Below are 25895 nucleotides of genomic sequence, written 5' to 3' on the forward strand. Positions count from 1 at the left end.
AAAAATGGCAGAATTCAAAGAGCAAGTATTAGATATTTTAGAAGAAGTATGTGAAAACGATATTGTGAAAGAAAACTTAGATGTTCAATTGTTTGAAGAAGGTATCCTTGATTCTTTCGCTGTAGTATCTTTATTAGTTGAATTCCAAGAGCGTTTAGATATTGAAGTTTCTATTTCTGATTTTGACCGTGACGAGTGGGCTACACCAAACATGGTTATTAAAAAGTTGGAAGAAATCCGATGAACAAAGCAAAATTTGGTCCGATGCTTTTAGCATTGGCCCTTTTTGCTGTATTCTTACTTATTCCAACGCGCTTCCTACTTCCACTTTTAAGTGATGAAAAAGTAGAACAAGCTGCTACTTCTTTAAAAGAAGAAAAAATTCAAAGTATGATTTTACAGCAAAAGATGTTAGCAGATCCAAAATATCTTCCGATGTACGGTTCATCGGAATTCGCACGTATGGATGCTTTCCATCCATCTAATTATTTTAAAGTAAAGCCTGAAGGATTTACGCCATTCCTTCTTGGACGCGGCGGAACACAAGACCTTGTACATGTATTAAACTTCGCATCTACAATGGATCAATTGAAAGATAAGAAAATGGTATTCGTTCTTTCTCCGCAATGGTTTGTACCACAAGGTATTGACGAAACGCACTTTGCACCTAACTTTTCAAAACAACAAGGTTACCACTTCATTTTCAACAATGATTTAAAACCTGAAATGAAAAAACAAATTGCAAAGCGTTTATTAAACTTTGAGATTGTAAAAAAAGAAACTTTATTAAAAATTTCGCTTGAAGGTATCGCTTATGATGATACGAAGTATAAAGTAAAAGCACTTGCTGCTAAACCTTTCGCTTATATTTACCGTAACATTTTAGATCGTAAAGATTTATTTACAGCTATGTTTAATATTAAACCGCATAAAGAGAAGCTCGATCCTTCATTAAAACAAATGAACTGGGAAGAGGCTCGTAAACATGCGGATCAAACAGGTGCAGCAGAATCTGGATCTAATGAATATGGTATCGAAGATGGTTACTTCAATAGCAAAATTAAGAAAAAATTAAAGCAACGTGAAGGTTACTTAAAAAATGATGCTTATGACCAATCGCCAGAATATGAAGATTTACAAATTGTACTTGATTTATTAAAACAATCTGGTGCAAAACCACTCTTCATTTCTGTTCCTGTCAAAGGTCCTTGGTACGACTACGCTGGCTTCCCGAAAGAACGCCGCGAAGCATACTATAAGAAAGTTCATGAGCAAATTGAAAAAGCTGGTTATCCAATTGCCGACTTCTCCAATCATGAATACGATAAATACTTCTTAAAAGATCATATGCACTTAGGTTGGAAAGGCTGGGTTTACATCGACGAAGCCATCCAACAATTTTATAAAGCAAACTAACGAAAAGACCGCTTGAATTACTCAAGTGGTCTTTTTGTATATATTTTGTAATTGCTCGATTGCATTCGCCGCTTCTTTCATAACTCGCTCCACTACATGCTGAGCTGATTCGATTCGTGCCAATGATGCTGCCTGTCCTGCCCAAAGTGACATATATTCTTCCTTATTTTGCTTCGCTGCCTCTTGGCGTATTTTAGAAGTTAATACGTTTTGCACTGGATATACCGGAAGCCCTTCTTCTTTTCCTTCATGCCTTTCTATAAATTCATTCCGAATACCGCGTGCATATTTCCCGGAAAACGCACGAGTTACAGTTGTGCTCGTATCTGTACTATGTAAAACCGCTTCTTTATACACATCGTGCGTAATACTCTCTTCACTTGTTAAAAAGGCTGATCCCATTTGAACACCTTCTGCTCCTAGTGCCAAAGCCGCAACAAGCCCTTGTCCGTTCATTACACCACCTGCTGCGACAATTGGGATATGCGGAATAACTCCTACTAACTGAGGTATTAATGCAAACGTACCAATCATAGCATCTCGTTCTTTCCCAATAAACGTTCCTCTATGCCCTCCTGCTTCGCTACCTTGCCCAATAATAATATCTACTCCTAGCTCAGCAAGTACTTTCGCTTCCTTCACATGGGTAGCTGTTCCGATAACTTTTATTCCACTTCTTTTTAAATCATTTATTTCTTCTTTTTCTAACGTTTGAAATGCAAAGCTAACGACCGGTACTTTTTCATCTAATAGCACTTGTAATTGTTCCTTATAGCTTTTTGGAAGCTTTAACGTTCCTTCTACTTCTATACCTAATTCTCTATTCACTCCGCTTAGTAATACTTTCGCCTCATTTACCTTCTCTTCTTCTATTTCTATCTCTTTCGTTACAAGTAAATTAACACCGAAAGGCTTATCTGTTAGTTCTCTTATTCTATAAATCGCTTCACGAATTTGTTCTGGGCTCATATAGCCGGCTCCAAGCGTCCCTAATCCTCCACTATTACTTACTGCTGCAACAAGTTCTGGCGTCGTAATCGCGCCTGCCATACCGGCTTGAACAACGGGATACTCAATTTTTAATATGTCTGTTACTCGACTTGTAAACATCATTTTCCCTCCTATTTCCTTTATATCTTCTTTATTTGATAAGCTTTCCCCTGCTTTTGCAAGGGTTGAACTTCATATGAAGCGAATATATTGAAAGAGAAGGAGGCTGAGCTTAATGATTTATCCAAATGCATTAAAACAAGGTGATACAGTAATGATTATTGCACCATCTGGTCCACCTACAATCGAAAGTGTATTAAAAGGTGTGAATGTATTACAAGAGATGGGGTTATCCGTAATAATCGGGAAGAGTGTTTACGAGAAATATGGATTTTTAGCCGGAAGTGATCAAGTTCGGCTTGACGATATACATGAAGCATTTACAAATAATGAAGTGAAGGCAATTTTTTGTGCACGAGGTGGTTATGGAAGTGCTCGTCTTCTTCCTCACATTCAATATGAAGTTATTAGGCAGCATCCAAAAATCTTTTGGGGATATAGCGATATTACAGCTTTACATACTGCTGTTTCACGTTATGCAAAGCTTATAACATTTCATGGTCCGATGATTGAAGAACTAGGAAAAGGCATTGATTCCCTATCTTTATCCTCTTTTAATCAGCTATTCCATCCGTATTCAACCATTTTATCTGCATCAGAATGTATCGTACCTAGCTCTCACAGTACAGTTACAAGTACGTTAGTTGGAGGAAATTTAGCTGTGTTAACAAGTATAATTGGCTCGCCCTACGAGATAATTACGAACAATACACTTTTATTACTTGAAGACATTGGTGAAGAACCGTACCGCATTGACCGTATGTTAAATCAGCTACTTTTATCTGGAAAGTTTAATGAATGCAGGGGCGTTATTTTCACAAGTTGTCACGACTGCACTCCTTCAAAGCCATCTCAATCATTGCAAACAATATTATATGAATATTTCGCGCCATATCATATACCTGTCCTATTCGATTTACCAATTGGACATATAAGTCCAAACATCGGTATTCCACTTGGAGCTACAGCGACAATAAACACGAATAATAAAACAGTCTCTATTTCTTCTGGTATAGCCACTTCATATTCAAATTAAAAAGTAAAAGGAAAAGCGATTACGCTTTTCCTTTTACTTATAATAATTAAAAATTCGTCCAGATGCGATATCTGCAATTTCTTCTGGAATAAATGTTTTACTTATATCAGTGCCAACATTTAATACAGCTGTAGCATCTTTCTCAATGCTACCAAATAACTCTTTCCCACGTATCGTAATAAGGGGCGTTCCTTCTGGCAACACATCTTTTACAAATTCCATTTGTGTAAAGAACGGAACGATCCATCTACCTTCTCCTTGGAAATGACGCAAACGAAGTATTCCTTCTGTTGCCCCGTCCTCTGCTTCTAGTGAACCAGCAACATAAAACTCAGTAGATAAGAGCAATTCATAAAATTCCTTTTGCTTCTGTTTATCATCCCCTGCTACAACAAGTACTTCTTCTATTCTCTTTACCGGAATTTGCTCCATATGATGCCACCCCTATTTTCAAAATGATTGTACTTAAATTATACGAAATATTCTTATTTTTTTCTACATAATTCGCAATTATTTTCTTAAAATAATTTTAATACTTCTTTTGTCGTCACAATCGTAGCAAACTCTTCATGTAAATTTACAAGTGTCATATTGTGAATATCTTCTGCACTATACTCTTTACCATCTAGACCTTTACGATTAAAAGTAGCCGTCGCATCACGCACTAAATACGTTGTAAATCCTAAATTACCTGCCATTCGTGTCGTAGTCTCCACACAGTGATTTGTCGTTAATCCTACAATCACTACTGCATTACATTTGTTTTCTCTTAATTGCTCTTCTAAATTTGTCCCAATGAACGCGCTGTTAACGAATTTCTGAATAACCACTTCACCAAGTAGTGGTTGCACTTCTTCTTTAAAGTTTACCGTTTCCGCTCTCTCATAAAACATTGACTGAGCATTTTCTTTATTTACATGTTGAATATGAAAAACTGGTCGTTTCCTTTTTCTCCATTCTTCTAACAAAATTCTCATGTTTTCTTCAGCAAAAATATTATTTCTCTCGCCCCAATCTGGTAATTGAAATGCCTTTTGTACATCGATTATGATAAGTGCTATTTGATTTGTCATCATTTCCCCCTTAATTTGGCTGTAATTGAAATAGAAAACCAAGTTGTTGTGACGCAGTAATAAAGCAAACATAGGCGCAAAGCTCTACAATTTCTTTTTCTGTCCAATATTGTTTTAATACGTGAAACATATTATCATCTATTGCTTTTCGGTCATGAACAAATGTATGCGCAAAAGTAACAGCTACACCAATCTCCTCTGCCTTTTGCACATCATCAGGTCTTCCCTTTGCCATACAGTACGGACATTCATTCCCATACGCTAATGTTCTTCTCACTTGCTCCTTCAACTCTGCTGAAAGAGTTCCTTTATTGTACAGTGTATCTTCTAACGTACTCCATGAGTGTAATATATCCGAATTATGCCCTAATAACTTTTGAAACTTTGTATCTCCTACATTTGATAATGAAATTCTCTCCATCATTTCCCCTCCTATTTCCTTCTGTTTTATTGTAAAATAAATAACGTTCACTTTACATTTCATATGAATCTTAATTTATATTTTTCCTTTACAAAAATAATTATTTTACTGGAGGTATATTTACAAATGCAACTAGACCGTGTTGATCGAAAAATTTTAAATGAATTATATAATGATAGTCGCCTTTCTATGCGTGAATTGGCGAAACGAGTAAACTTATCTGCTCCGTCTACTGCAGAACGTGTTCGTAAACTTGAAAGTGAAGGCGTTATTCAAAAATATACAATCGATATCGACTATAAAAAAGCAGGACTAGTTTTAGATTGTATTTTAGAAATCACTTTAAAAAATGGTGATACAACACGTATGCAACAGTTTATTCAGTCTTATCCATCTGCAAGTTTTTGTTACCGAGTAACAGGAAGCTTATGCTACATTGTAAAAATTTCTGTTCCTTCACTCGTTGAACTTGAAGAATTTATCAATGATGTTTCTTCATATGCAACGACAGTTTCTCATATCGTATTATCAGAAGTATCTCTTACTCCTGATATTGAACATATCTTCCCAGAAGATTAATTTATTTTTATTCATAAATTATAAAAAAACCCCTTACAATAAGAATAAAAATAATATATTATGTATTAAAATACATAATATTCGAGAAAGGGGCTTTACATTGAAAATCTGGTTTTATGAAAAAACGGCACAATTAGATGACTTGCTTGGTATTTGGGACAATGTTCCGACCATCCCGCGAATTGGTGAAAAAGTGGAGATTTTAAAGACAGTCCGCACTGTTACAGATATTAAATATGTAAAGAACGGTAATAATTTTCGTGTAGAAATTATTACAAATTAAAAAGTAGCTCCTAAGAGCTACTTTTTAATTATCTATTATGTGCTTTCTTTATAACGATTTTATCTTCTTCTACAGCTACTGTTACATAATCATTTTCTTCTAACCGAAGCTTATTTACAGCCTCATCTGGTAACTCTATGGCCATCAATCTATCGGTTACGATCACTTGACTATACACTTCATTTTCTTGTGATGAATTCACTACTTTTTGCTCATTTATAAAACGTACTGGTGGCACGCCAACTTCTTTTACTGTACGCCATTGTTTCCAAACATACGGAATTAACCATAGTAATCCAACAACTGTAAGACCGATACCAATCCATAAATTACTTTGCGCTTGTAATTCAGTAATTGAGATTGTACCACTTTCTTCTCCACCGAAAAATTGCATACTTGTTGCAATCAAATTATTTAGAGCGTGCACAGCTATATTCGTCCATATATTTTTTGTCTTTATGTATAAAAGACACATAACGACACCAAACATGAACGCACCAATAACATCAAAATGTCCTAAGCCAAAAATAATGGAAGATATAATTACAGCTTTTTTAATTCCCCATTTATGAGCCATTCGCTGTAAGAAAAATCCCCTAAAAATAACCTCTTCCATAATAGGTGCTAACACACATGCTGAAATGAAAGTAAATATCGTCATATATACGTTACTCGTATTAATAACATTTCCGTCTTCTAGCATAGTAACTAAGAAATTCGGTAACGTATGTGCTAATATGTAAAATTGAATCTGAGATATGCCAACTGAAAAAATCATCCCCATTATCGTTGCTAATACAATTAATCCCCAAGATAAACGTCCTGGCTTATCAAAAAAACTGTTAAATACAATATTATTTTTATTTGTTTTTACGTATAGCCAAAGTAACGGAAATACAAAAAATACAGTTATTTGTGAAATAACCTCCATCGTATTCTCAGAAACATTTGCTAGACCTAATGGTATCATTATAAGGAACACCCCTATAATCATCCATCCAAAAAAGCTACGTAGCCTTATACGTGAAAATGCATAGTGCATATAGAACACCTCCAAAGATAGTAAAAATAAAACTTTAATCAGTACTTTATAGGCAATCCTTTCCCTATAAATAGCAGGATAACTAAATTATAATATGAATATAGTTGAAATCCTTCCTATTTTTCTCATTTTTTTAAACAGCATATCTCTTAAAATACCATATCGCTGTTCTTCAAGTTGCAATCCAAGTGAAATTTATGTAATAAAAATCCCCGTTTTTACAAGCGGGGATTTCTTTTATTATAATACGTCACGTTTTTGGAATAATGCACTTGATGCTACAAGTAACACAACAAAGTATGCAGCTACAAGTAATAATGAAGTTGTAAACGTAAATTCTGTAAATGTTGGTTCCATTCCACCATTGATTAATTTATTGCTATCGTAAGCTCTTAAATCCAAATGGTTGAATACTACAAACTTCGCTACACCTTTTGCAAACATTATTAATACCATATTAATTGCACCTTGTAAGAAGAATAGGAACATCGTAATAATTAATGGTAATACAGATTTTCTAAATACGTTTGCTAAGAAAAATGCAAGTGTTGCAAAGAAAAATGGTGATAGCAGCTGATATAATATTGTTTTTAAAACAATTCCTAACGTTAATTCAGTTTTACTACCGTCCATTACAATTAATCCAATAATCATAGCAATTAACGTACTAGCAAATACAATAAATAACATCGTTAATAACACTGTAATATATTTAGAAAATAAAACTGTCATTCGTTTTCTTGGACGAATTAATAATTGTTTAATCGTTCCTTTTTGGAATTCATCTGTAATTGTACGCGAAGCTGTTGTAATTCCAAAAATCGTTGCGAATATCATAATTAAGCCGATATCTGAACTTACAAAATCTAAGTAAGATCCATTTAAACTACCAGCTTCACCCCATTTCGCCAGTACTACTGCTCCTAAAATCTCCAATAAAGCAATGACACCAATTAAAATATACATACCTTTTTTCGCATGCAACTTTAAAAATTCATTTTGAATTAATTTAAACATTACGCTTTCACTCCCCCAGTAATCGCTAAGAACTCATCCTCTAAAGTTTTATTTTGAACAGTAACTCCGTATACAAGCACATCAGCATGAACAAGTTTTTTTACAAGTTGCGGAATGTTGTCTTTTGTTACAGATGCTACAATTACATTCCCTTTTGCATTACCTTTAATGATTTCATTCGCTTTCTGAACTTCATCTACTTCAAACGCTACAACGACTGCCTCATCATGTTTCACTTTTTCATGTAAGTTGTACTCTTGTACAAACTCACCTTGTTTAATAATAACGACGCGATCACACATTAATTCAATTTCACTCAATAAGTGACTTGATACGATTACAGCAATATTCTCTTCTTTCGCTAAACGTTGTAAATAATCACGAATTTGGCGAATACCAGCTGGATCTAATCCATTTGTCGGCTCATCTAAAATTAAGATTTTCGGCTGATGAAGTAATGCCTGTGCAATTCCTAAACGTTGTTTCATACCAAGTGAATATGTTTTCACTTTTTTATGAATCGCATGTTCTAATTCAACAAGCTTTACAATCTCAGCAATGCGCTCTTTACTAATTGGTGTAATGGCCATGTTTGCAAAATGCTTTAAGTTTTGCATTCCTGTCATATAATCATATAGTTCAGGATTTTCTACAATCGCTCCAATTTGCTCTAGTGCCTTTTCACGCTCCGAGCGAATACTATGTCCACAAATTGTAATATCGCCCTCTGTCATTGAAATAAGACCTGTCATCATACGGATCGTCGTCGTTTTACCGCTACCGTTCGGTCCAAGGAATCCGTATACTTCTCCTTCACGAACCTCAAATGATAAACCACGAATAATTTCCGTTCCACCAATCTTTTTTCGAACATTCTCTAACTTTACTACTACGTTTCCCAATGCTGATTCCTCCTTTAGACTTCTAGTTTTTTATCGATAATATAAGCAATTCCATATATTATGAGAGCACTAACAATCACCATGAAACTTATATTAAAAATATTAAATCCATTTGCTTGAAACATATCAATAAAAAGACTCTTACTTTCACTACGATATTCTATTCTTCTTAATCCTTGGAAAGCTGGAGCTAATTTTCCTAGCAAGGTTGTCGCTAAAGTAATCGTTATATTTATTACTAGAAAAATAATAATGATTAGTATATTTTGCGCCTTTTTCTTTTTGGTAAGTAACTTAACTAGTGTAATTACTAATATGATTTGTAACACAACACACAAAAAATCAAACAAATCGCTCATGGCATATATTAAATTATTCATTATACCCGCTTGCATAATCTCTTTTGCCTCTACATATACAGAAGTCGTAGGAAAAGCTAATACATAACTTACATAGAAAAGAATTCCACATATCCCATACCATATAGCCATTGCGATAAACGAGAAAATAAGCATAGAAATTACATATTGTTTCCCAGATATTGCTGTAAGTCGTAACATTGGATTAGTTAGTAAGCGTGAATATGATTTCATTGTTTGTATAAACATATAAACAATATAAAAGAAAAATATAATCATAATGATTCCAAATATACCCTCTTGTCTACTGATAGCCGCATCACTTTTTCTTACAATCATTTGTGAAAATAACACAGCTTCAATTAGCACAAAGAGTAAAAAAGTAACAATATATCTTTTCTTATTTACATTCCATAAATAGGAAAGTACTGACTTCACTTATTAAACACCTCCTTAAACAATTCATGAACTGCTTTTCCTCTTTGAAAACGAATTTCTTCTACATTTTCATATAGAACCATTTCTCCATCTTTTAAAAAGACCACTTCATCAAAAATATTTTCAATTTCATTTATTAAGTGAGTGGAAATTAATATCGTACAATCTTCTCTATAGAACTGTAGAATTAGATCCAATACATGTTCTCTAGAAACAAGATCAATCCCGCCCAATGGCTCATCCAGTACGTATAGCTTCGCTTTTCGAGAAAACGTTAAAATAATCTGCAGCTTCTCAACCATACCTTTTGACAATGCTGTAATTTTTTCTTCTAACGGTATTTTAAATTCTGCAATCGTATCTACCGCTTTTTGAATATCGAAGTCTTTATAAAAATCTCGATAGAAAAATAAAGCGTCTTTTACAGTCATCCAATCATCAAAGACTGGCTTATCGGACATAAATGAAACGATTTCTTTCGTCTGTAATCCTACCTTTTTACCGTCTATTGTAATCCTACCTTCAGAAGGATGTTGCAAGCCTGCAATCATTTTCAATAACGTCGTTTTCCCGCTCCCGTTATCTCCAACAAGCCCAACGATTTTCCCTTCCGTAATCTCTATGTTTAATTCACGGATCACTGCTTTTAATCCGTATCTCTTCCATAAGTTTTCTATTTTCAATAGCTCTGTCATTGGCTCTCCTCCCTCTTATCATGTAATGAAGAACGAAGAATTGTAAGAATTTCTTCTTCTGAAAAACCTAAATTGTCCATTCCATCTATAAAAGAATGAAGTAATTCTTTCGCCATCTCTTTTCGCAGCTCCATAATTTTCTCCCCTTCATTCGTTACATACCGTCCCATTCCTCTACGTGTGACAACAACTCCATCCCGTTCTAGCTCTTGAAATGTACGCTGAATCGTATTTGGATTCACTTGTAATTCACTCGCTAATTCACGGACAGAGGGAATTTTATCACCAGGTAATAAATGTCCTGTTACGATCTCTTTTTTTATGTATTCCATTACCTGAATGTAAATTGGTGTATTTGGAGAAAACTCTATTTTCATTTCTTCCCTCCTTTTGTATCAGTGTACTAGTTAAATAATACACCGATACAAAAAGTTTGTAAATACCCATTTAATTACAAAAAAGTTCTATCCGTTAAACGAATAGAACTTCCCAAATATAAATCGCTATACAAAAATAATAGTGTTATGTAAACAAAATTATAAAGAAAAACTGTCTTATCAATGAATAAGACAGTTTTTCTTTATAATCCTATATTAAAAGTTAAACACGAAGTCATCGTCAGCTAACTTTTCAACGTTCGTTGCTTTTACGTAACCATTTCCTTTTACAGAGAAGAAATCATGGTTTTTCGTATCTGTACGTAAACCATTTAAAACGATTGGGTTAATTTCTTCTTCTTCAAACTTCGGCTCAAGTCCTAAGTTCATAAGCCCTTTATTCGCATTGTAACGAACGAAACGATTTACATCTTCTACAAGACCGATAGAAGTGTAAATTTCTTCTGTATAGGCCATTTCAATTTCATATAGTTCCATTAATAACTCTTGTGTTTCTTTTTGCACTTCTTGTTGCTCTTCTGCAGAAAGTTCTGCGAAGATTTGTTGTGCTAAAATACCGACGAATACGCCGTGAATTGACTCATCCTTTACCTTCACATAAGTTCGCTACTCCTATGCCGTTTATACAGCTTACAGTTTCCTGTAAGAAGAGACTATATCATCTACCTTCTCAGGTAGCCCTCCATTTCGATTTAAGGGATTCTCACCCACCGCTTGGCCCTACTCCTCTTGCGGAATTTCACCGCCATTGGGATAGTCGTTGAACGTTCCTTTATCTACGTATCGCACCCACCACTGTTTATACAGTTTTCGATGTCTGATACTTCCGTACATGTTATCGCTAGATAAAGGCTTCGCTGCTGATTGCCCTATCAGCTATTCTCCTTTCCATCTATTGATAGTTAGAGAATAACCTGAATGCATATATTCATCAATAATAATACAGATAAATTTACAATAGGGGGTCCCAGCAATTAAAAGGGTTTTTCAATTGGTATCTCTACCAAAAGCCGCCATAAGTTAACGGATAATAAGGTTAATAATTTCACCACTTGCCGTCAGTTTACCTTGACCAGCTAAGTAAAGTGGATAGAAAAATCCACTATAGAATAAGTAACTTTCTAAGAACACACTTGCTACCATTGCCATGTATAACTCTTTTTTCGTTACTTCAGGCTTTAATAAACGACGATAGTAACTAGTAATAATACCAGCTTTTTTCTCAAGTAACGGATGATTGTCTACCCAGTCAAAAATATCATCAATTTCTTCTTCTGTAGCTAATGTTGTGAAAATGTGACTATAACTTTTCGCATGTACTTCTTCCATAGCTCCCATGAAAGCTAATACACTTTTCGCTTGTAAATTTTCAAGATGAACAAGTACAAGTGGCATTCCTTCGCCACCTTGTTTCGTATCTAAAAGTGTTAAACCACCTAATACACGCTTATAAGCAATTTGCTCTTCTTTCGATAATTGCACCCAAGTATTTTTGTCAGAAGAAACCGCGATTTCTTCTTCTGTCCAAAACTGAGCGATGTTTTGCTTCCAAAACATTAAACTGAAATCATCTTCCTTTTTATTCCAGTTAACAGCGCGCATTGAATCACCCCTATATCTATTATTGTTCTACTGAACGGTTAAATTTCCATCTAACAATGAAAAGCTAACCGTTTAGTAGAACAAACCAAGTATGAGCAGGGTTCATAACCCTGCTCATACTATTGGGTTATTCATTTAGTATGGCAATATGCCATTAAACGGTACAAGCCACACACTCTTCCACGCTTAATTTACGTGTTCTCGTATAATACAGACTCTTTAAGCCTTTTTTATGTGCATAGATGTAGTAACGTGCTAATTCACGTGTTGAAATATCACTATTAACGTAAAGAATTGTACTAATTCCTTGGTCAATATGTTCTTGAATTTCTGCGATTAAATCAATTAATTTAAACTGATTCATATCGTAAGAAGATTTATAGTACCAGAACGTATCTTTTGATAAATACGGCATTGGATAATATGTTGTCGCATTCGCATATGTTCTTGATTCGATTTGACTTACGATCGGCATTACGCTTGAAGTTGCATTTTGAACGTAACTGATTGATTGTGTTGGAGCAATGGCAAGACGATATGAGTTGTATAAACCATTCTTCTGCACTTGCTCTTTTAAACTTGTCCAATCTTCTTTTGTTGGAATATGAATTCCTTCAAATAGTTGCTGAACTTTTTCAGTTACTGGGCTGTAATCTGTCGTTTCATACTTTTCGAAGTATGTGCCATTCGCATAATCAGATTTATCGAAGTCCTTAAATGTCTCGCCTTTTTCTGTAGCGATTTCCATACTTTTCTCAATAGAGTAGTAATTTAACATCATAAAGAATGTACGAGCGAATTCTTTCGCTTCTGCACTTTCATAAGCGATTTTATTTTTTGCTAAATATCCGTGTAAGTTCATTGCTCCAAGTCCAACTGAATGAAGCTCGTCATTTGCTTTTTTCACAGTTGGTGCATTCGGAATAATCGTCATATCAGAAACAGCTGTTAAAGCTTCCATTCCCGCATGAACTGCTTCACGAATTTCTTTATTTTCCATTACGTTTACGATATTTAACGATCCTAAGTTACAGTTAATATCACGACGGATAATGTCATCTGTACCGTAATCATTTATTTCTGAAGTTTCTTGAAGCTGGAAGATTTCTGTACATAAGTTCGACATCTTCACAGTTCCAATATCCTTCAATGGATGTTGATTATTTGCATTTGATTTAAACATTAAGTATGGGTAACCAGACTCAAGCTGAATCATAGCGATTTTAATAAGCATATCACGTGCACTAATATCTAGTGGCTTCTTCTTCACTTTCGGATTGCTCATTAATTCATCGTACATTTCATCGATATCAATGTCATCTAAATGCTTTCCGTATTCTTTATACACCGTGTAAGGCGCGAAAACATGGAAAGGTTCGTTTTTCTCAGCAAGCTCAAAGAACTTACTTGGAACGATAATTCCGATTGATAGAGACTGAATACGGCTCTTCTCATCGGCATTTATTTTTTTGGTCAACTCGTCTTCATATTTCTATGAAGGTTGGACTATATCATCAACCTGTAACTGGTTGCCTTGCACTTCGACTGGTACCTATTTCCAGCCTACTCTACTAGCTTTCGTCTAATGACGCGCGTTCGATAGTCTCTACACCTTCTTGAAAGTATTGATAATTAGGGAGATTATTAGAACTACCAATATAAAACTTCCTATTTTCCTTATTAATTATCAAATAAATTCCACAGTTCATGGAATCTCGCCTCCGGTGAATATAAGATTCCACTTCACCCAAGTAATATTTCTTTCAAGCTTGGCACGGTATTACCTGCTATCCACTTGCATGGACCGTAGGCTCTCTTAGTCAGCTTCTTCGCGGGTTCTTTTTCTTTTACCCCTTATTCAACTGATACCGTTAGCCGCTAATGCGACACCCTATTGGTTAGGTTCACAAGGTTTTCTCATACACATTACTGTGTAGAGGGACTACCAATTAATCCAGGAATTCAATAATATCCCAATGGAAAATGTTTAAATATACTGCACCGGCACCTTTTCGTTGGCCAAGCTGATTCGCATATGAAAACGAATCTTCAAGCAATTTCATAACAGGTACTACGCCACTTGCAGCGTTGTCGATACCTTTAATTTGCTCACCGCGTGCGCGTAGCTTAGATAAGTTTAAAGCTACTCCCCCGCCGATTTTCGATAATTGCATCGCAGTATTAATGTTAAAGCCGATCGAATTTAAGCTATCGTCCATCTCTAACAAGAAACAAGACACCATTTCTCCTCTTCTGCTTCTTCCCGCATTTAAAAAGGTTGGTGTCGCTGGTTGGTAGTTTTGTTTTACAATCATGCTTGCGAATTGTCTTGCCTTCGAAACATCACCGCGTCCTAAGTATAATGAAACAATTGCTACACGATCTTCATAGCTTTCTAAGTATTGTTTTTGATCATTCGTTTTTAACGCATAATCTTTGTAGAACTTAGATGCTGCCATATAAGATTGGAACTCGAAGTTTTCACCATAAGCGATGTTATATACTTCCTCTACTTCCTCCAAGCTATACTCGTCCAGAACGTTGTAATAGTAATCATGTTCTTTCATATACTCCATTCGCTCTGCCACGCTATTAAAAGGAACGGTATTCTCTCTAGCTTCTTCCATAAAGACTTCTAATGCCTCTTTATCTTTATGAAGCTGATAAAAACCGTCCTGCATTTGCGTGATTTCATTATTCAGTTCAATGTGTCGCAATCTCCCGCACCCTTTCCTTAAAATATTCTACATCGTTATTTGTTCCAGATAACTCAAATTTTGATACAATAGGCACTTCATATTTAGTAGAAATCTTGTCAGCACTTGCACCGAACATGTCTCCCCAGTTACGATTGCCGCTTGCAGATACGCCTTTTAATTTTTCATTATTGCGCTCTAAAAAGTCTAAAACACGTTCTGGTACATTGCCAAAACCTGTTGTATACGTAATAAGAATAAAGTCTTCATCTATTACTAGATCTTCATCAATTTGAACGGCCGGCATATTTAATTTGTGAATGAAACGCTTCACGTTTCCTGTCATAGAATCATATGCAACTAACATTTCCGACCCTCCCTCTCAAATCTATATTCTCTATATGTTGTTCTTGTTTTCTCTATATATTGTATTACGTTTCAAAATAAGACACAAGATATATGTATAAATTCTTTCTTTTTTTAACTTTTACTTTTCGACATGATAGCCGTTTTTTTTCAATACAATGACTATGAAACAACATTCTAAAACTCATGTCAATAAAGTGCTTTTCAAAAAAGTTGTCAACGAATTTAACCTTATTTTTAAAAAAGTTAACAATATATTTTGTCATAAAACGGTAGATACTGAAGAAATATATTTCTCCAGCATCACGCAAAAAAGAACAGACATGAAACGATAATCTGCTCTAAAAAACGATTACATTTATCAATTTTACTTTATTAAATATTATACATATAGTTTCGGTTCGCGTTACATACTAAAAGATAGCTATTATAGAAAAAGATTATTATTATGGAAATTCAACTTATTTATGAAAAGATTATTCAGAGTGCTCAATACGCAAAATATCTTTTACAAATATATGATGCGGATTTTCATCTTTATCAATCATTGTACATACAGGAGCTTCTTCATCAAAGTATACAATCATTCCTTCTATGTACTGATACGTATGTTGAACTTGTACAGTTACTTTAATTTCTACAGCCTCTTCATATGCTCTTTTTATTTTCTGAAGCATTTTTGTGGAACACTTTCTTTTCTCTGGATACATGACCATCCCCATAAATCGGTTGCCAGCTCTATCTTTCCACATATAATCCCAATGCGGTAGTATGCTTTGTTTAAAATCGCCCATAAGTCTCCCCCTATATTCTTCTAGTTACGAACGTGGCGTTTCTGAATATGTATAAATGACCTGTCCGCCGCGCTGTGCGTTACCAATGAAATGTTTAAAGTCTTCTCGATTTACTAAAACTTCTCTAAACGTATAAAATACATCTTTCGTAACAACATACTCCTTTATTTCACCATTTTTCAGCTGATCCAAAATTGTATTTGCTAATTCTTTATCCATGTATTTCACCTCTATGCAATATTTTATTTTATCTTATATTCTATAGGTCAACAACTGTAAAATTATCCAGATGCTATACCTTCATTTCATTTTCATTATTTTTCAAAAGATATCTTTTTACTATATGTCCACTAAATATCATATACTAACATAGCTACTTCTCTATATCAAACATTTCGGCATTCAATTATGCAAAGTTCCATACCACTATGCTACAATATACAAATAGAACTAGGAGGGATACTATGATTCGGAAAGCAAAAAAGACAGATGCAACGGCAATAGCTCCTTTATTGTATAATGCTCTGCATGAAATTGCTGAAAAAATCACAGGTAGCACAGATGAAGCAGAAGTATTACTAGGACTTGAGACATGGTTCTCAAAAGAAAATAACCGTCTGAGCTACGAAAACTGTTTTGTCTATGAACAAGACGAGAGTGCAGTTGGAGTTATTGTCGCTTATCACGGTAGTGAAGCAACACAGCTTGACGCACCAATTGTACATCACTTAAGAGAATTACATAAAGATGAATCAATTACGTTAGAAAAAGAAGCTGAGCTTGATGAGTATTACATTGATACACTATCAGTTTCAAGTGCACACGGCGGAAAAGGTATCGGTTCTAAATTAATTGAAGCTGCCGAAATCTATGCAACTGAAAAAGGGCATGAAAAAATCGCTTTACTTGTTAATTTAGAAAACACACGCGCCTATTCACTATACGAAAAGTTAGGTTATAAAAAAGATGAAATTGTTATGCTAGTAGGCGAACCTTATGCTCATCTCGTAAAACCATTAAACGTCAAAATTTCTGTATCTTAAAAAGAAAGCACACGATTTATATAAATCGTGTGCTTTTATGTTAAATTCGTATTTAATATATTTCCATCCATCGCCTCGTGAAACGTATATGTTGTACATCCCCATGGCTTTCTATGCAAAATAGGCGAACCAGACCATCCCATTGCCCTCAGCTCCGTTCCAATCATCGAATTAAAATAATTATGACCTACAAGAGCAATACTTCCATGTACGAGAGCATAACGATGTAATACGTAAGCTGCTTGCCTTGCCCTCTCTCTTACTTCCTTATAAGATTCAACATTTTTATGGTAACCAAGTATCCATAATGCTCGTCCAATACACATCCATACGTTAAGTTTACACTTCAACCATTTTGGCGCATAAAAGCTCGCTGGAACTGCCGCTTCCCTAAAAAGAGAATTTTGTATAAAACATAAAGAATCCATTAATTCAGCTGCTGACTGTACAGCACACTTTTGATCACTCGTTACAATCAATTTCGCTACTTCAACCGCTTCTCTTGTTTCCAATGGTATAGGTTGTTTTTCTGTTATAGTATGTAAGTCATATCCTTTTATCCATTCATGAAAGGATGTAACCGTCATTGGTTCTATAGTACAATCTAAGCGACCATGACGAATAAAAGAAATCTTCATTCTTTTCACTCTCCATTCATCACTTATGAACTCTATTATGCACTAGTTCTAAACATCATACCACGCAAGAAAATAAAGTTATATACCTTTACATCTCCCCACCACTATCATGTGTTATCGAAGCATGGATACCATCCATCCCATCAAAATATGTACTCGTATCATATTGACGAATCTTTTTTAAATGCATATAAGAAAATAAAAATAAAATTAAAGCTATAACACTCCCCACAAATTCAAACATCATTTTACCGCCTCTAATTTCTCCCACTTCAGCAGGTTATTCTACTTTTTCATTATACCTCGATATAAAGATTCTCGCATTTTTGCTATTTTTTTCAAAAAACATGGATTTTCTACATATTTTCTTACAAAAAGTGAATATTTTTCGAATTTTTACTTTGGAAACATTTACAAAGTAGGAAATATGGTTCAAAATAGGAGGAAATAAAAAAACCCAAATTTATTCTTTTTTTGGGAAAACTGTAACAAGGAGAGTTGCTTATGCAGATCGCAGAAACTGGAGATATCATCGAATTTAAAGGTGGAATGCAAGGCCGTGTTCAAAAAGTAAATCAAAACTCTGTTATTGTTGATATAACAATTATGAAGAATTTTAGAGAACTAGATATGGAACCTCTTACAGTTGTAAGTCATAAAAACTATACTGTCATTAATCAAAATGCATAATATAATAGAAAGAAAGGGCCTGTATACTATACAGGCCCTTTCTTTCTATTAACGATTATCAATTGTTTCCGGATATAGATCGTGGTTCATCATGCGGTAATCAGCCATTTGTTCATACTTCGTCCCTGGGCGCCCGTAGTTGCAGTATGGATCAATTGAAATGCCACCACGTGGTGTGAATTTCCCCCATACCTCAATATAACGTGGATCCATTAATTTAATTAAATCGTTCATAATAACGTTCATGCAATCTTCATGGAAATCACCATGATTGCGGAAACTAAATAAATACAACTTTAAAGATTTACTCTCTACCATTTTTTGCTCTGGAATATAGCTAATATAAATTGTTGCAAAATCTGGTTGTCCTGTTTTCGGGCATAAACTTGTAAATTCAGGACAATTGAATTTTACAAAATAATCACGGTTTGGATGATTATTATCAAATACCTCTAATATTTCTGGGCTATATTCAAATAAATATTTTGTATTTTGATTCCCTAGTAATGTTACATCTTTTAAATCTTCATCTAATCTTCCTGTCATTTTAAACATCCCTTCTCGTTATACGCCGCGCTTATTTCCCCATACTAACGCATGAAGCTGAGGCAATACTTTTGCATCATTCATCTCTTTACAATTTACAGCTTTATCAATCAGCCATTCATACTTATCTAATAATTTTTTTATAAGCATCGCATCATCCACTGTTTTTGTATCATCGTTTCCTACTTGTAAGAAAAATGGTACCTTTGGATAACGTTCGTGCATCTTAACTGCATATTCAAAATCATGATCATCGAATACTACTACTTTTAAACTAATATCTTTTCCTGCTAGTTTCTGAATAATAGCATCTAATCTCTGAAAATCTGTTTTCATCGTTGAACTTGGTGGTTTTGGAGAAATTGTTATCTCATCAATTTGAAGTAACCAATCTTGCCATTTACTCCCTTGCGTTTCAATTGCCGTTCGCATTCCATTTTCTTTTAATATAGAAAGAAGAAACTCAATATTTTTCAATAATGCCGGATTTCCACCTGAAATCGTAACATGAGAAAAATTTTCTCCTCCAATTGCAACAAGCTCATCCCAAATATCTTCTGGTGTCATCTGTCTAATTTGATCTTTAGCTGATCCATCCCACGTAAAAGCAGAATCACACCAAGCACAGCTATAATCACAACCAGCTGTACGGATAAACATTGTCTTTTGCCCTACAACCATTCCTTCACCTTGAATAGTCGGACCGAATATTTCTAAGACAGGGATTTTACTCATCAAGCATCCACTCCCGTCTTACTTCCGCATAACTAGTCGGCGTCTCAAATAAACGAACAAATTCAACGCGAGCTCCTTTATATTCGTTCACTCGATTCTCTTTTGTTAGTGCTTCTGCCATCTTTTCATAAATCCAAACGACCATATTTTCAGCAGTCGTATTCATTGCAGGTAACGTTTCGTTTAAATAACGATGATCTAGATAAATTTCTATTTCATTCTTCCAAATTTCTTTTATATCTCCAAAGTCAATTGCAAGACCTATTTCATTTACATATCCACTAATTCCAAATACAACTTTATATGTGTGACCATGTAAGTTTTTACATTTCCCTTCATAACAGTGTAAATGGTGTGCTGCATCAAATGTAAATTCCTTGCTGACCATTACTCTTTTATTATGGTATTTGAGTTGTTTACGCTGAATATCCTTGTCCATTTTTTGCAAATTCTCTACGATGCGAAATCCAAAAAAGTTATCCATTAGTTGTTCGCTCCTTCGCGTTCTTGTAGGTACGTATCTAATCCTGCTTTACGAAGTTGACATGCTGGACATTCACCGCAACCATCACCAATAATTCCGTTATAACATGTTAATGTTTTTTCTCGAACAAACTCAAATGCTCCAAGTTCATCTGATAATTTCCATGTTTCAGCCTTATCAATCCACATAAGTGGCGTGTGAATGACAAACGGGTAATCCATAGATAAATTTAAAGTAACATTTAACGATTTCACAAACACGTCACGGCAGTCTGGATAACCACTGAAATCAGTTTCACATACACCCGTTACAATATGACGTGCTCCAACTTGTTTTGCTAATACAGCAGCAAATGATAAGAAGAGTAAATTTCGTCCATCTACAAATGTCGATGGCAATTCACCTTCTTCATGTGTAATCTCCATATCCGTTCTCGTTAACGCATTTGGAGCAAGTTGATTTAATAGACTCATATCTAGTACCGTATGCTTTATTCCTAGTTCTTTTGCAATTTCCGCTGCACAATCAATTTCTAGCTTATGACGTTGATTGTAATTAAACGTTACAGCTTCTACCTCTGCAAACTGCTCTATTGCCCAAAATAAACATGTCGTACTATCTTGTCCTCCACTAAAAACAACAACTGCTTTTTCTTTTTTCATTTCACTCATTCTCCTTCTCTACTATAAATAAGAAGAAAGAACGTTCTTGAACTGTCACAATAAAAAAACAAAACAATACCTAAGGATATTGTTGTTTCCATAGTTTTTTATAGAGGGAGTTCGCGAACCTCTCCCGCGCGGTGCACGGAATTTCTTCTTTCATTGACATAGCTTATTGTAACATATTGTATACTAGCGTAAAAATTTCTGATTTTTCCGCTATTTATTATTTCATTTCTTTCATTTTATAGTATGATTAATTTAATATAAGAAGAGAGGAGGCATCCCACTGAAATCCTTTATTATTTATCTCTTTTTAAATATATTATTCATCCTGATTACAATGCTCGTATATCATTTATTTTGGAATCAAAAAGGGAAACGCTCTCCTAAATTAAATTCAGCTATATTCATTGTACTCTGTTGCCTCGCTACCGTACTCTGTATTACATTTGCAGCAAAAACAAATAATGGTTTTCAATTTGATATGCGCCATATTGTATTAATTGTCGGTACATTAACGGGAGGGCCTATTGCTGGTGGTTCTATCTTAGTTGTATTAAACATATATCGCTTATTATTAGGTGGGGTAGGTGTTTTCCCATCTCTTATCGGTTCTGTTCTTCTATTTATTGTTCTATTATTAACATATAAATTTTTCAATCGAACTTCTAATCGTATAAAAATAACACTTGCTATTATCTACAGTCTCACATACGGATTTAGTTGGATACCCTTCTTCCTTTCAAAGGTTACAAATAAGACTGATTATATACCGCATATTATTGTGTATGAATTATGTTCAATGCTTGGTACGATTCTAATTTTATATTTACTACACATATTACAAACTCAAGTTCGTCTCCAAAATGAACTTATAAATGCTGAAAAGTTTCATTTAATTGGTGAAATGGCAGCGTCTATCTCTCATGAAATTCGCAATCCATTAACTTCAACGAAAGGTTTTTTACAACTGTTACAATCAGATACATGCACTGAGCAGGAACGAAAATTATATATCGACATTGCCATTAATGGCATCGAACAAGCAAATCATGTTCTTACAGATTATTTAACCTTTGCTAAACCAAGCATTGAAAAAGAACAAATATTACAGTTAGAAGAAGAATTACTCCATGCATTGTCGCTAATTACACCGCTTGCTAATTTAACAAATGTACGTACTCATTATATAAAGCAAAGCACTTCTTTTTTTATCGCTGGAGAAAAGCAAAAACTAAATCAATGTTTATTAAATATTTTAAAAAATTGCATTGAGGCTATGCCAAAAGGCGGTGATCTTTATTTCACATTAGTTCCTGATCATAAGCATATTCAGTTATATATAAAAGATACAGGAGTCGGTATGGATTCAGAACAAGTAAAACGTCTTGGTTCGCCCTTTTATTCAACGAAAGAAAAAGGTACTGGACTTGGAATGATGGTCGTATTCAGTGTTGTTCAAGCTATGAATGGAAAGATTGATATTATAAGTGAAAAAGGAATCGGTACAACCTTTTTATTAACTTTTCCACTCATACAAAAAACGTGATGAAATACTCATCACGTTTTTTCTGTTCCTTCAACTAATTCAGCAAAAGCTTTCACTTTTCCGTGCGGTTGTTGATTTTTTTTACGTGCTTTCCAGGCGCGCTCTTCTTCTCGCTTCTTCTTAGACATGTTTTTTTCAACTCCTTCTTTTCTTTCTTATTTCTCCATGTAGTATTCCAAAATAAGAAAGAAAACTATGCACGTATCAAAAAAGAAGTGGTTTCCCACTTCTTCCACTTTAGCGTTGCAAAATTGCATGTTTCGCCTCTTTTAACTGCGTAAGATGTCTTTGTTCATGCAAATCAAGAAATTGAACCCATTGATACAAATTCAGATCATTAAAAACAGGATGCTTTAATCCATTTTCAAATAGATCTTTTTCATCTATAACACTATGAAGCGCGTGTAATAGTTCTTGGCGTGAATGTTCTAGCAATTGAATTCCTTGCTGTTTTTTCATTAAAGTTTCTGTTGGTTGCATTTGCTGAGGAGCTTCTCGTTTATGTGTGCGATCAAGCGTAAGTTGGAGGTCTTTAAATGGAGTCATGTTTCTTTCATTTTTTTGTAAAGCATATACAAGGGCAGACGTGACAGATTGTTCAACTAAATGCAAGTGGTGTAAAATTTGAATAATACTCCATTTATCACGGCGTGGCTTTACATTCACTTCTGTGTCATTTAACATTTCAATTTCTGATAATAGCGTGCTTCGAGTAGCCTGTAATGAGTTTACTAAACTTTCTAAACTTACATCCATATTAGATTGAAGCATACTTGTTCCCCCCTTTTGTTGGTGAAAAGAGGTGCTCCTTATTAGAAACACCCCTTTAGTATTCTGAATTTTCTTTTATTATCTCATCATTTTCCCATTATGTCGATGTTAAACATGTGAAAAAAAGCGCATGTTTTTTACAATTTTGTGTCGTCAATCGCATGTAACCATGCTTCAATTTCTGTAATAACACTTTTCACACAGCCTTCAGCAAATGGTGATGTTAAATTTGCAACCTCTACTAATTCTAAGAACGATTTACTTCCACCTTGTTGGCACAGATTCACATAATCTTCCCACGCCTCTTGTCTATTATCTCTTGCACGTTTCCAAAATTGTAGCGCACAAATTTGAGCAAGCGTGTAATCAATATAATAGAACGGTGAGCTATAAATATGCCCTTGACGTTGCCAAAAACCACCGCGCTCTAAATAATCATTCTCCTCATAATCACGATGTGGTAAATATTTCTTCTCTATGTTACGCCATGCTGTCTTACGCTCTTCAGGTGATGCTTCAGGATTTTCATATACATAATGTTGATATTCATCAACAGATACACCATAAGGTAAAAACAGAAGTGCTGAACTTAAGTGAGAGAAGTAATATTTATCTGCATCTTCTTCAAAGAATAGCTTCATCCATGGCCATGTAAAGAATTCCATACTCATAGAGTGGATTTCACACGCCTCATATGTTGGCCAATTATATTCTGGAATTTCAAATTTACGACTTTCATATACTTGGAAAGCATGACCTGCTTCATGTGTTAATACATCAATGTCACCAGATGTTCCATTGAAGTTTGAGAAAATAAATGGCGCTTTATAATTCTCAATATATGTACAATATCCGCCACCAGCTTTTCCTTTTTTCGCAACTAAATCTAATAAATCATTATCTAGCATGAAATTGAAAAATTCATCTGTTTCAGCCGATAACTCTTTATACATTGTCTTTCCATGATCAACAATCCAATCCGCATCTCCTTTTGGAGTTGGGTTACCTGTAGCAAACTCAAAGTTTTCGTCGTAATAAGCTAACTTCTCTACACCGATACGTGCTTGTTGTCGCTTTCTTAATTCCGTTGTAACGGGAACGATATAATCTAGCACTTGCTGACGGTAATTAGCCACCATCTCCGCATTATAATCTGTACGGTACATTCTTGCATATCCAAGTTCAACAAAGTTTTTGAAACCTAAAGATTTTGCGATTTTCGTTCTCACTTTAACAAGCTCATCATAAATACGATCTAGTTCTTCCTCATTTCCAGCTAAAAATCCGTAGTATGCTTCACTTGCTGCTTTACGTTCGCTTCTTTCTTTTCCTTGCATAAACGGAATCAGTTGCGATAACGTTCTTTCTTCTCCAGCAAAGTCAATTTTTGCAGATGCTAATAACTGTGTATATTGCGATGATAATTTATTTTCTAATTGTAAATCTTTCACGACTTCATCTGAATATGTTTTTAAATCACATTCTGCTAGAGCAAATAATTGTTTTCCATAATACGCCTCTAATTCTTCACGAAATGGAGAATTAATGAGTGCCTTATAATATTTTGTACCATATCCTTGTACAACTGGAGAGAATTCATCAAAGAAATCCTGCTCCTCCTTATAAAAAGTATCCGTCGTATCAACAGAATGGCGAATGTAACAAAGGTTTCCCATTGTACCAAAATCGTTGCGAATCTCATTAATTGAATGAATGACTTGTTTTTGTTCTTCTACAGTTTTTGCGTTATCAAACTTCTCTAAAGCAACAGTAAATTTCTCTTTTAACTCTTCAATATTTGGGCGTTTATATTCATAGTCTTTAAATGACATGAACGAGCCTCCTCTCCATTACATACCTTTATTATAATTCAATACGTATTCTTGAATTCCCTCTTAATTTTCAACAAATTTCGGCAGTGATTGCCCTGAGCTCATTACAAATAAAAAAGCCTTGGATTTATTTATCCAAAGCTCCTTTGGAACATATTATTTTTCATACTTCCCAATTTTTTTTAATAAATCAAGTAATTCATCTTTTTCATCTTTCGTTAACATTTCAAAAGACTGATGTATAACTTTCTCATGCCCCGGAAAAATAGAAGCAATAAAGTTCTCGCCAGACTCAGTTAATTGCGCGTAAATAACACGTCTGTCATTCGGACATGGAATTCTCTTTACTAATCCCTTTTTCTCCAGCTTATCTACAACATATGTAATGCTGCCACTAGCTATTAAAATACGCTCACCAATTTGCTGAAGTGGTTGACCGCCTTTATGATATAGCAGTTCTAATACAGCAAATTCAGTTGGATTTAACCCGTTACTTTGTATAGATTTATTTGTAGTATCCATAACAGAACGATGTACACGAGATAATGCAATAAATACTTTTAAAGATTGAGAAATATCTTCTCGTTCATTATTTGATGTCATACAAATTTCAACCCTTCACTTAAATTCTCAGCAATAAAAAGAAAATGCCAGTTCATACTTCCTGTGAATTCCGAATGAGCATTCACTCATCCATTTCCTCTCCCCTAATATA

Annotated in this window: 32 protein-coding genes, 5 pseudogenes and 1 riboswitch; of the genes and pseudogenes, 8 read left to right on the top strand and 29 right to left on the bottom strand. The window is 34.5% G+C overall.

The genetic code is table 11. The features are described from left to right. The first annotated feature begins 4 nt into the window (after positions 1 to 4). Together dltC and dltD are read left to right on the top strand one after the other, a co-directional pair. The gene (gene dltC, locus ACS2QP_RS10105; RefSeq protein ID WP_000807310.1) at positions 5 to 244 is read left to right on the top strand and encodes a D-alanine--poly(phosphoribitol) ligase subunit DltC; all 240 of its coding nucleotides are present in this window, start codon (positions 5 to 7) and stop codon (positions 242 to 244) included. Then, positions 241 to 1416, top strand: a complete 1176-nt coding sequence (dltD, locus tag ACS2QP_RS10110) for a D-alanyl-lipoteichoic acid biosynthesis protein DltD (RefSeq protein WP_001030268.1) — start codon at positions 241 to 243, stop codon at positions 1414 to 1416. Before dltC ends, dltD begins: the two co-directional genes overlap by 4 nt. 21 nt (positions 1417 to 1437) lie before the next feature. Here dltD and ACS2QP_RS10115 read toward each other — a convergent pair whose 3' ends face one another. After that, positions 1438 to 2526: an NAD(P)H-dependent flavin oxidoreductase gene (locus ACS2QP_RS10115; protein WP_000495279.1), complete on the bottom strand. Its 1089-nt coding sequence runs from the start codon at positions 2524 to 2526 to the stop codon at positions 1438 to 1440. A 115-nt stretch (positions 2527 to 2641) separates the two neighbouring features. Between ACS2QP_RS10115 and ACS2QP_RS10120 the strand changes: the two genes are divergently transcribed. Continuing rightward, complete coding sequence (locus tag ACS2QP_RS10120; RefSeq protein WP_098583247.1) at positions 2642 to 3562, top strand: S66 peptidase family protein; 921 nt, start codon at positions 2642 to 2644, stop codon at positions 3560 to 3562. Between the two features lie 33 nt (positions 3563 to 3595). Here ACS2QP_RS10120 and ACS2QP_RS10125 read toward each other — a convergent pair whose 3' ends face one another. From ACS2QP_RS10125 to ACS2QP_RS10135, 3 genes are all read right to left on the bottom strand, one after another. After that, positions 3596 to 3994, bottom strand: a complete 399-nt coding sequence (locus ACS2QP_RS10125; RefSeq protein WP_016133957.1) for an SseB family protein — start codon at positions 3992 to 3994, stop codon at positions 3596 to 3598. A gap of 86 nt (positions 3995 to 4080) precedes the next feature. Then, complete coding sequence (locus ACS2QP_RS10130) at positions 4081 to 4635, bottom strand: cysteine hydrolase family protein (protein ID WP_416809734.1); 555 nt, start codon at positions 4633 to 4635, stop codon at positions 4081 to 4083. A gap of 10 nt (positions 4636 to 4645) precedes the next feature. Further along, positions 4646 to 5056 (bottom strand): carboxymuconolactone decarboxylase family protein, encoded by a 411-nt coding sequence (locus ACS2QP_RS10135; protein WP_000439755.1) that lies wholly within the window; start codon positions 5054 to 5056, stop codon positions 4646 to 4648. Between the two features lie 126 nt (positions 5057 to 5182). On the opposite strand from ACS2QP_RS10135, the gene ACS2QP_RS10140 reads away from it, so the two are divergent. Continuing rightward, positions 5183 to 5635 carry an Lrp/AsnC family transcriptional regulator gene (locus ACS2QP_RS10140; protein ID WP_001175498.1) on the top strand — a complete coding sequence of 151 codons (453 nt, stop codon included), beginning with the start codon at positions 5183 to 5185 and terminating at the stop codon, positions 5633 to 5635. Between the two features lie 100 nt (positions 5636 to 5735). Then, a complete protein-coding gene (locus ACS2QP_RS10145; protein WP_000707107.1) occupies positions 5736 to 5918 on the top strand; it encodes a DUF3913 family protein in 183 nt (60 codons plus the stop codon). Positions 5919 to 5946: 28 nt separating this feature from the next. Here ACS2QP_RS10145 and ACS2QP_RS10150 read toward each other — a convergent pair whose 3' ends face one another. From ACS2QP_RS10150 to ACS2QP_RS10220, 15 genes and pseudogenes are all read right to left on the bottom strand, one after another. Then, a complete protein-coding gene (locus tag ACS2QP_RS10150) occupies positions 5947 to 6960 on the bottom strand; it encodes a CPBP family intramembrane glutamic endopeptidase (RefSeq protein ID WP_000558808.1) in 1014 nt (337 codons plus the stop codon). A gap of 240 nt (positions 6961 to 7200) precedes the next feature. Then, positions 7201 to 7977, bottom strand: coding sequence for an ABC transporter permease (locus ACS2QP_RS10155; RefSeq protein ID WP_000475435.1), 777 nt, complete (start codon positions 7975 to 7977; stop codon positions 7201 to 7203). Beyond that, entirely contained in the window at positions 7977 to 8879 is a 903-nt protein-coding gene (locus ACS2QP_RS10160) for an ABC transporter ATP-binding protein (protein ID WP_416809735.1), read from the bottom strand. Before ACS2QP_RS10160 ends, ACS2QP_RS10155 begins: the two co-directional genes overlap by 1 nt. A 14-nt stretch (positions 8880 to 8893) precedes the next feature. Continuing rightward, positions 8894 to 9676 carry an ABC transporter permease gene (locus ACS2QP_RS10165; RefSeq protein ID WP_088350600.1) on the bottom strand — a complete coding sequence of 261 codons (783 nt, stop codon included), beginning with the start codon at positions 9674 to 9676 and terminating at the stop codon, positions 8894 to 8896. Further along, positions 9673 to 10371, bottom strand: coding sequence for an ABC transporter ATP-binding protein (locus tag ACS2QP_RS10170; protein WP_088350599.1), 699 nt, complete (start codon positions 10369 to 10371; stop codon positions 9673 to 9675). The genes ACS2QP_RS10165 and ACS2QP_RS10170 overlap by 4 nt, the downstream gene beginning before the upstream one ends. Further along, positions 10368 to 10748 carry a GntR family transcriptional regulator gene (locus tag ACS2QP_RS10175; protein ID WP_000687512.1) on the bottom strand — a complete coding sequence of 127 codons (381 nt, stop codon included), beginning with the start codon at positions 10746 to 10748 and terminating at the stop codon, positions 10368 to 10370. Before ACS2QP_RS10175 ends, ACS2QP_RS10170 begins: the two co-directional genes overlap by 4 nt. Before the next feature lie 216 nt (positions 10749 to 10964). After that, positions 10965 to 11360, bottom strand: a pseudogene (locus ACS2QP_RS10180) (ribonucleotide-diphosphate reductase subunit beta); the annotation flags it as partial. Between the two features lie 129 nt (positions 11361 to 11489). Continuing rightward, positions 11490 to 11591, bottom strand: a pseudogene (locus ACS2QP_RS10185) (nuclease); the annotation flags it as partial. A 201-nt stretch (positions 11592 to 11792) separates the two neighbouring features. Continuing rightward, a pseudogene (locus tag ACS2QP_RS10190) lies at positions 11793 to 12371 on the bottom strand (ribonucleotide-diphosphate reductase subunit beta); the annotation flags it as partial. A gap of 154 nt (positions 12372 to 12525) precedes the next feature. Next, positions 12526 to 13845 (bottom strand): annotated as a pseudogene (locus tag ACS2QP_RS10195) (ribonucleoside-diphosphate reductase subunit alpha); the annotation flags it as partial. Positions 13846 to 13942: 97 nt separating this feature from the next. Next, the gene (locus ACS2QP_RS10200; protein ID WP_078438401.1) at positions 13943 to 14080 is read right to left on the bottom strand and encodes a GIY-YIG nuclease family protein; all 138 of its coding nucleotides are present in this window, start codon (positions 14078 to 14080) and stop codon (positions 13943 to 13945) included. A gap of 243 nt (positions 14081 to 14323) precedes the next feature. Next, positions 14324 to 15088, bottom strand: a pseudogene (locus tag ACS2QP_RS10205) (ribonucleotide reductase N-terminal alpha domain-containing protein); the annotation flags it as partial. Then, complete coding sequence (nrdI, locus tag ACS2QP_RS10210; protein WP_000959447.1) at positions 15075 to 15434, bottom strand: class Ib ribonucleoside-diphosphate reductase assembly flavoprotein NrdI; 360 nt, start codon at positions 15432 to 15434, stop codon at positions 15075 to 15077. The pseudogene ACS2QP_RS10205 and the gene nrdI, both read right to left, overlap by 14 nt. A 475-nt stretch (positions 15435 to 15909) precedes the next feature. Next, positions 15910 to 16227 carry a hypothetical protein gene (locus tag ACS2QP_RS10215; protein ID WP_000502216.1) on the bottom strand — a complete coding sequence of 106 codons (318 nt, stop codon included), beginning with the start codon at positions 16225 to 16227 and terminating at the stop codon, positions 15910 to 15912. 24 nt (positions 16228 to 16251) lie between these two features. After that, on the bottom strand, positions 16252 to 16446 hold the full coding sequence (locus ACS2QP_RS10220) for a hypothetical protein (protein WP_000356683.1): 195 nt from the start codon (positions 16444 to 16446) through the stop codon (positions 16252 to 16254). A gap of 245 nt (positions 16447 to 16691) precedes the next feature. On the opposite strand from ACS2QP_RS10220, the gene ACS2QP_RS10225 reads away from it, so the two are divergent. Next, entirely contained in the window at positions 16692 to 17270 is a 579-nt protein-coding gene (locus ACS2QP_RS10225; RefSeq protein WP_153581450.1) for a GNAT family N-acetyltransferase, read from the top strand. A 35-nt stretch (positions 17271 to 17305) separates the two neighbouring features. Here the strand turns inward: ACS2QP_RS10225 and ACS2QP_RS10230 are convergent, their stop codons facing one another. Continuing rightward, the gene (locus ACS2QP_RS10230) at positions 17306 to 17908 is read right to left on the bottom strand and encodes a hypothetical protein (protein WP_000703101.1); all 603 of its coding nucleotides are present in this window, start codon (positions 17906 to 17908) and stop codon (positions 17306 to 17308) included. Between the two features lie 88 nt (positions 17909 to 17996). Beyond that, a complete protein-coding gene (locus ACS2QP_RS10235; protein WP_002004691.1) occupies positions 17997 to 18179 on the bottom strand; it encodes a hypothetical protein in 183 nt (60 codons plus the stop codon). A 233-nt stretch (positions 18180 to 18412) separates the two neighbouring features. On the opposite strand from ACS2QP_RS10235, the gene ACS2QP_RS10240 reads away from it, so the two are divergent. Then, positions 18413 to 18598, top strand: coding sequence for a YkvS family protein (locus ACS2QP_RS10240; protein WP_001165082.1), 186 nt, complete (start codon positions 18413 to 18415; stop codon positions 18596 to 18598). Positions 18599 to 18646: 48 nt separating this feature from the next. On the opposite strand, the gene queF is transcribed toward ACS2QP_RS10240, so the two are convergent. From queF to queC, 4 genes are read right to left on the bottom strand one after another with little or no spacing between them, the layout of a single operon-like run. Further along, positions 18647 to 19144, bottom strand: coding sequence for a preQ(1) synthase (gene queF / locus ACS2QP_RS10245; protein ID WP_001986050.1), 498 nt, complete (start codon positions 19142 to 19144; stop codon positions 18647 to 18649). Between the two features lie 18 nt (positions 19145 to 19162). Beyond that, entirely contained in the window at positions 19163 to 19879 is a 717-nt protein-coding gene (gene queE, locus ACS2QP_RS10250; protein WP_000036294.1) for a 7-carboxy-7-deazaguanine synthase QueE, read from the bottom strand. Beyond that, positions 19872 to 20363 (bottom strand): 6-carboxytetrahydropterin synthase QueD, encoded by a 492-nt coding sequence (gene queD / locus ACS2QP_RS10255; protein ID WP_000368414.1) that lies wholly within the window; start codon positions 20361 to 20363, stop codon positions 19872 to 19874. The genes queE and queD overlap by 8 nt, the downstream gene beginning before the upstream one ends. After that, positions 20363 to 21025: a 7-cyano-7-deazaguanine synthase QueC gene (queC, locus tag ACS2QP_RS10260; protein ID WP_000711595.1), complete on the bottom strand. Its 663-nt coding sequence runs from the start codon at positions 21023 to 21025 to the stop codon at positions 20363 to 20365. Before queC ends, queD begins: the two co-directional genes overlap by 1 nt. A gap of 93 nt (positions 21026 to 21118) precedes the next feature. Then, positions 21119 to 21162: riboswitch (PreQ1 riboswitch) on the bottom strand. A 206-nt stretch (positions 21163 to 21368) separates the two neighbouring features. Between queC and kinB the strand changes: the two genes are divergently transcribed. Continuing rightward, positions 21369 to 22577 (top strand): sporulation sensor histidine kinase KinB, encoded by a 1209-nt coding sequence (kinB, locus tag ACS2QP_RS10265; RefSeq protein WP_000964154.1) that lies wholly within the window; start codon positions 21369 to 21371, stop codon positions 22575 to 22577. Positions 22578 to 22588: 11 nt separating this feature from the next. Here kinB and ACS2QP_RS10270 read toward each other — a convergent pair whose 3' ends face one another. The 4 genes from ACS2QP_RS10270 to ACS2QP_RS10285 form a co-directional block, all read right to left on the bottom strand. Beyond that, positions 22589 to 22705: a DUF6254 family protein gene (locus tag ACS2QP_RS10270; protein WP_000038356.1), complete on the bottom strand. Its 117-nt coding sequence runs from the start codon at positions 22703 to 22705 to the stop codon at positions 22589 to 22591. Between the two features lie 109 nt (positions 22706 to 22814). Beyond that, positions 22815 to 23348 carry a DinB family protein gene (locus ACS2QP_RS10275; RefSeq protein WP_000941961.1) on the bottom strand — a complete coding sequence of 178 codons (534 nt, stop codon included), beginning with the start codon at positions 23346 to 23348 and terminating at the stop codon, positions 22815 to 22817. Between the two features lie 137 nt (positions 23349 to 23485). Beyond that, the gene (locus ACS2QP_RS10280; RefSeq protein ID WP_000008577.1) at positions 23486 to 25180 is read right to left on the bottom strand and encodes a M3 family oligoendopeptidase; all 1695 of its coding nucleotides are present in this window, start codon (positions 25178 to 25180) and stop codon (positions 23486 to 23488) included. 156 nt (positions 25181 to 25336) lie between these two features. Beyond that, a complete protein-coding gene (locus ACS2QP_RS10285; protein ID WP_000203336.1) occupies positions 25337 to 25783 on the bottom strand; it encodes a MarR family winged helix-turn-helix transcriptional regulator in 447 nt (148 codons plus the stop codon). Positions 25784 to 25895 lie beyond the last annotated feature (112 nt).

The organism is Bacillus cereus group sp. Bce019 (genome assembly GCF_051781745.1).
In the GTDB taxonomy this organism is placed as follows: domain Bacteria; phylum Bacillota; class Bacilli; order Bacillales; family Bacillaceae_G; genus Bacillus_A; species Bacillus_A cereus.

What these genes read in the sequence shown, in the direction of transcription:
- dltC (WP_000807310.1), top strand. Translation starts at nt 5, where the DNA reads ATGGCAGAATTCAAAGAGCAAGTATTAGATATTTTAGAAGAAGTATGT.
- dltD (WP_001030268.1), top strand. Translation starts at nt 241, where the DNA reads ATGAACAAAGCAAAATTTGGTCCGATGCTTTTAGCATTGGCCCTTTTT.
- ACS2QP_RS10115 (WP_000495279.1), bottom strand. Translation starts at nt 2,526, where the DNA reads ATGTTTACAAGTCGAGTAACAGACATATTAAAAATTGAGTATCCCGTT.
- ACS2QP_RS10120 (WP_098583247.1), top strand. Translation starts at nt 2,642, where the DNA reads ATGATTTATCCAAATGCATTAAAACAAGGTGATACAGTAATGATTATT.
- ACS2QP_RS10125 (WP_016133957.1), bottom strand. Translation starts at nt 3,994, where the DNA reads ATGGAGCAAATTCCGGTAAAGAGAATAGAAGAAGTACTTGTTGTAGCA.
- ACS2QP_RS10130 (WP_416809734.1), bottom strand. Translation starts at nt 4,635, where the DNA reads ATGACAAATCAAATAGCACTTATCATAATCGATGTACAAAAGGCATTT.
- ACS2QP_RS10135 (WP_000439755.1), bottom strand. Translation starts at nt 5,056, where the DNA reads ATGGAGAGAATTTCATTATCAAATGTAGGAGATACAAAGTTTCAAAAG.
- ACS2QP_RS10140 (WP_001175498.1), top strand. Translation starts at nt 5,183, where the DNA reads ATGCAACTAGACCGTGTTGATCGAAAAATTTTAAATGAATTATATAAT.
- ACS2QP_RS10150 (WP_000558808.1), bottom strand. Translation starts at nt 6,960, where the DNA reads ATGCACTATGCATTTTCACGTATAAGGCTACGTAGCTTTTTTGGATGG.
- ACS2QP_RS10155 (WP_000475435.1), bottom strand. Translation starts at nt 7,977, where the DNA reads ATGTTTAAATTAATTCAAAATGAATTTTTAAAGTTGCATGCGAAAAAA.
- ACS2QP_RS10170 (WP_088350599.1), bottom strand. Translation starts at nt 10,371, where the DNA reads ATGACAGAGCTATTGAAAATAGAAAACTTATGGAAGAGATACGGATTA.
- ACS2QP_RS10175 (WP_000687512.1), bottom strand. Translation starts at nt 10,748, where the DNA reads ATGAAAATAGAGTTTTCTCCAAATACACCAATTTACATTCAGGTAATG.
- ACS2QP_RS10200 (WP_078438401.1), bottom strand. Translation starts at nt 14,080, where the DNA reads ATGAACTGTGGAATTTATTTGATAATTAATAAGGAAAATAGGAAGTTT.
- nrdI (WP_000959447.1), bottom strand. Translation starts at nt 15,434, where the DNA reads ATGTTAGTTGCATATGATTCTATGACAGGAAACGTGAAGCGTTTCATT.
- ACS2QP_RS10215 (WP_000502216.1), bottom strand. Translation starts at nt 16,227, where the DNA reads ATGGGCGATTTTAAACAAAGCATACTACCGCATTGGGATTATATGTGG.
- ACS2QP_RS10220 (WP_000356683.1), bottom strand. Translation starts at nt 16,446, where the DNA reads ATGGATAAAGAATTAGCAAATACAATTTTGGATCAGCTGAAAAATGGT.
- ACS2QP_RS10225 (WP_153581450.1), top strand. Translation starts at nt 16,692, where the DNA reads ATGATTCGGAAAGCAAAAAAGACAGATGCAACGGCAATAGCTCCTTTA.
- ACS2QP_RS10230 (WP_000703101.1), bottom strand. Translation starts at nt 17,908, where the DNA reads ATGAAGATTTCTTTTATTCGTCATGGTCGCTTAGATTGTACTATAGAA.
- ACS2QP_RS10240 (WP_001165082.1), top strand. Translation starts at nt 18,413, where the DNA reads ATGCAGATCGCAGAAACTGGAGATATCATCGAATTTAAAGGTGGAATG.
- queF (WP_001986050.1), bottom strand. Translation starts at nt 19,144, where the DNA reads ATGACAGGAAGATTAGATGAAGATTTAAAAGATGTAACATTACTAGGG.
- queE (WP_000036294.1), bottom strand. Translation starts at nt 19,879, where the DNA reads ATGAGTAAAATCCCTGTCTTAGAAATATTCGGTCCGACTATTCAAGGT.
- queD (WP_000368414.1), bottom strand. Translation starts at nt 20,363, where the DNA reads ATGGATAACTTTTTTGGATTTCGCATCGTAGAGAATTTGCAAAAAATG.
- queC (WP_000711595.1), bottom strand. Translation starts at nt 21,025, where the DNA reads ATGAAAAAAGAAAAAGCAGTTGTTGTTTTTAGTGGAGGACAAGATAGT.
- kinB (WP_000964154.1), top strand. Translation starts at nt 21,369, where the DNA reads ATGCTCGTATATCATTTATTTTGGAATCAAAAAGGGAAACGCTCTCCT.
- ACS2QP_RS10270 (WP_000038356.1), bottom strand. Translation starts at nt 22,705, where the DNA reads ATGTCTAAGAAGAAGCGAGAAGAAGAGCGCGCCTGGAAAGCACGTAAA.
- ACS2QP_RS10275 (WP_000941961.1), bottom strand. Translation starts at nt 23,348, where the DNA reads ATGCTTCAATCTAATATGGATGTAAGTTTAGAAAGTTTAGTAAACTCA.
- ACS2QP_RS10280 (WP_000008577.1), bottom strand. Translation starts at nt 25,180, where the DNA reads ATGTCATTTAAAGACTATGAATATAAACGCCCAAATATTGAAGAGTTA.
- ACS2QP_RS10285 (WP_000203336.1), bottom strand. Translation starts at nt 25,783, where the DNA reads ATGACATCAAATAATGAACGAGAAGATATTTCTCAATCTTTAAAAGTA.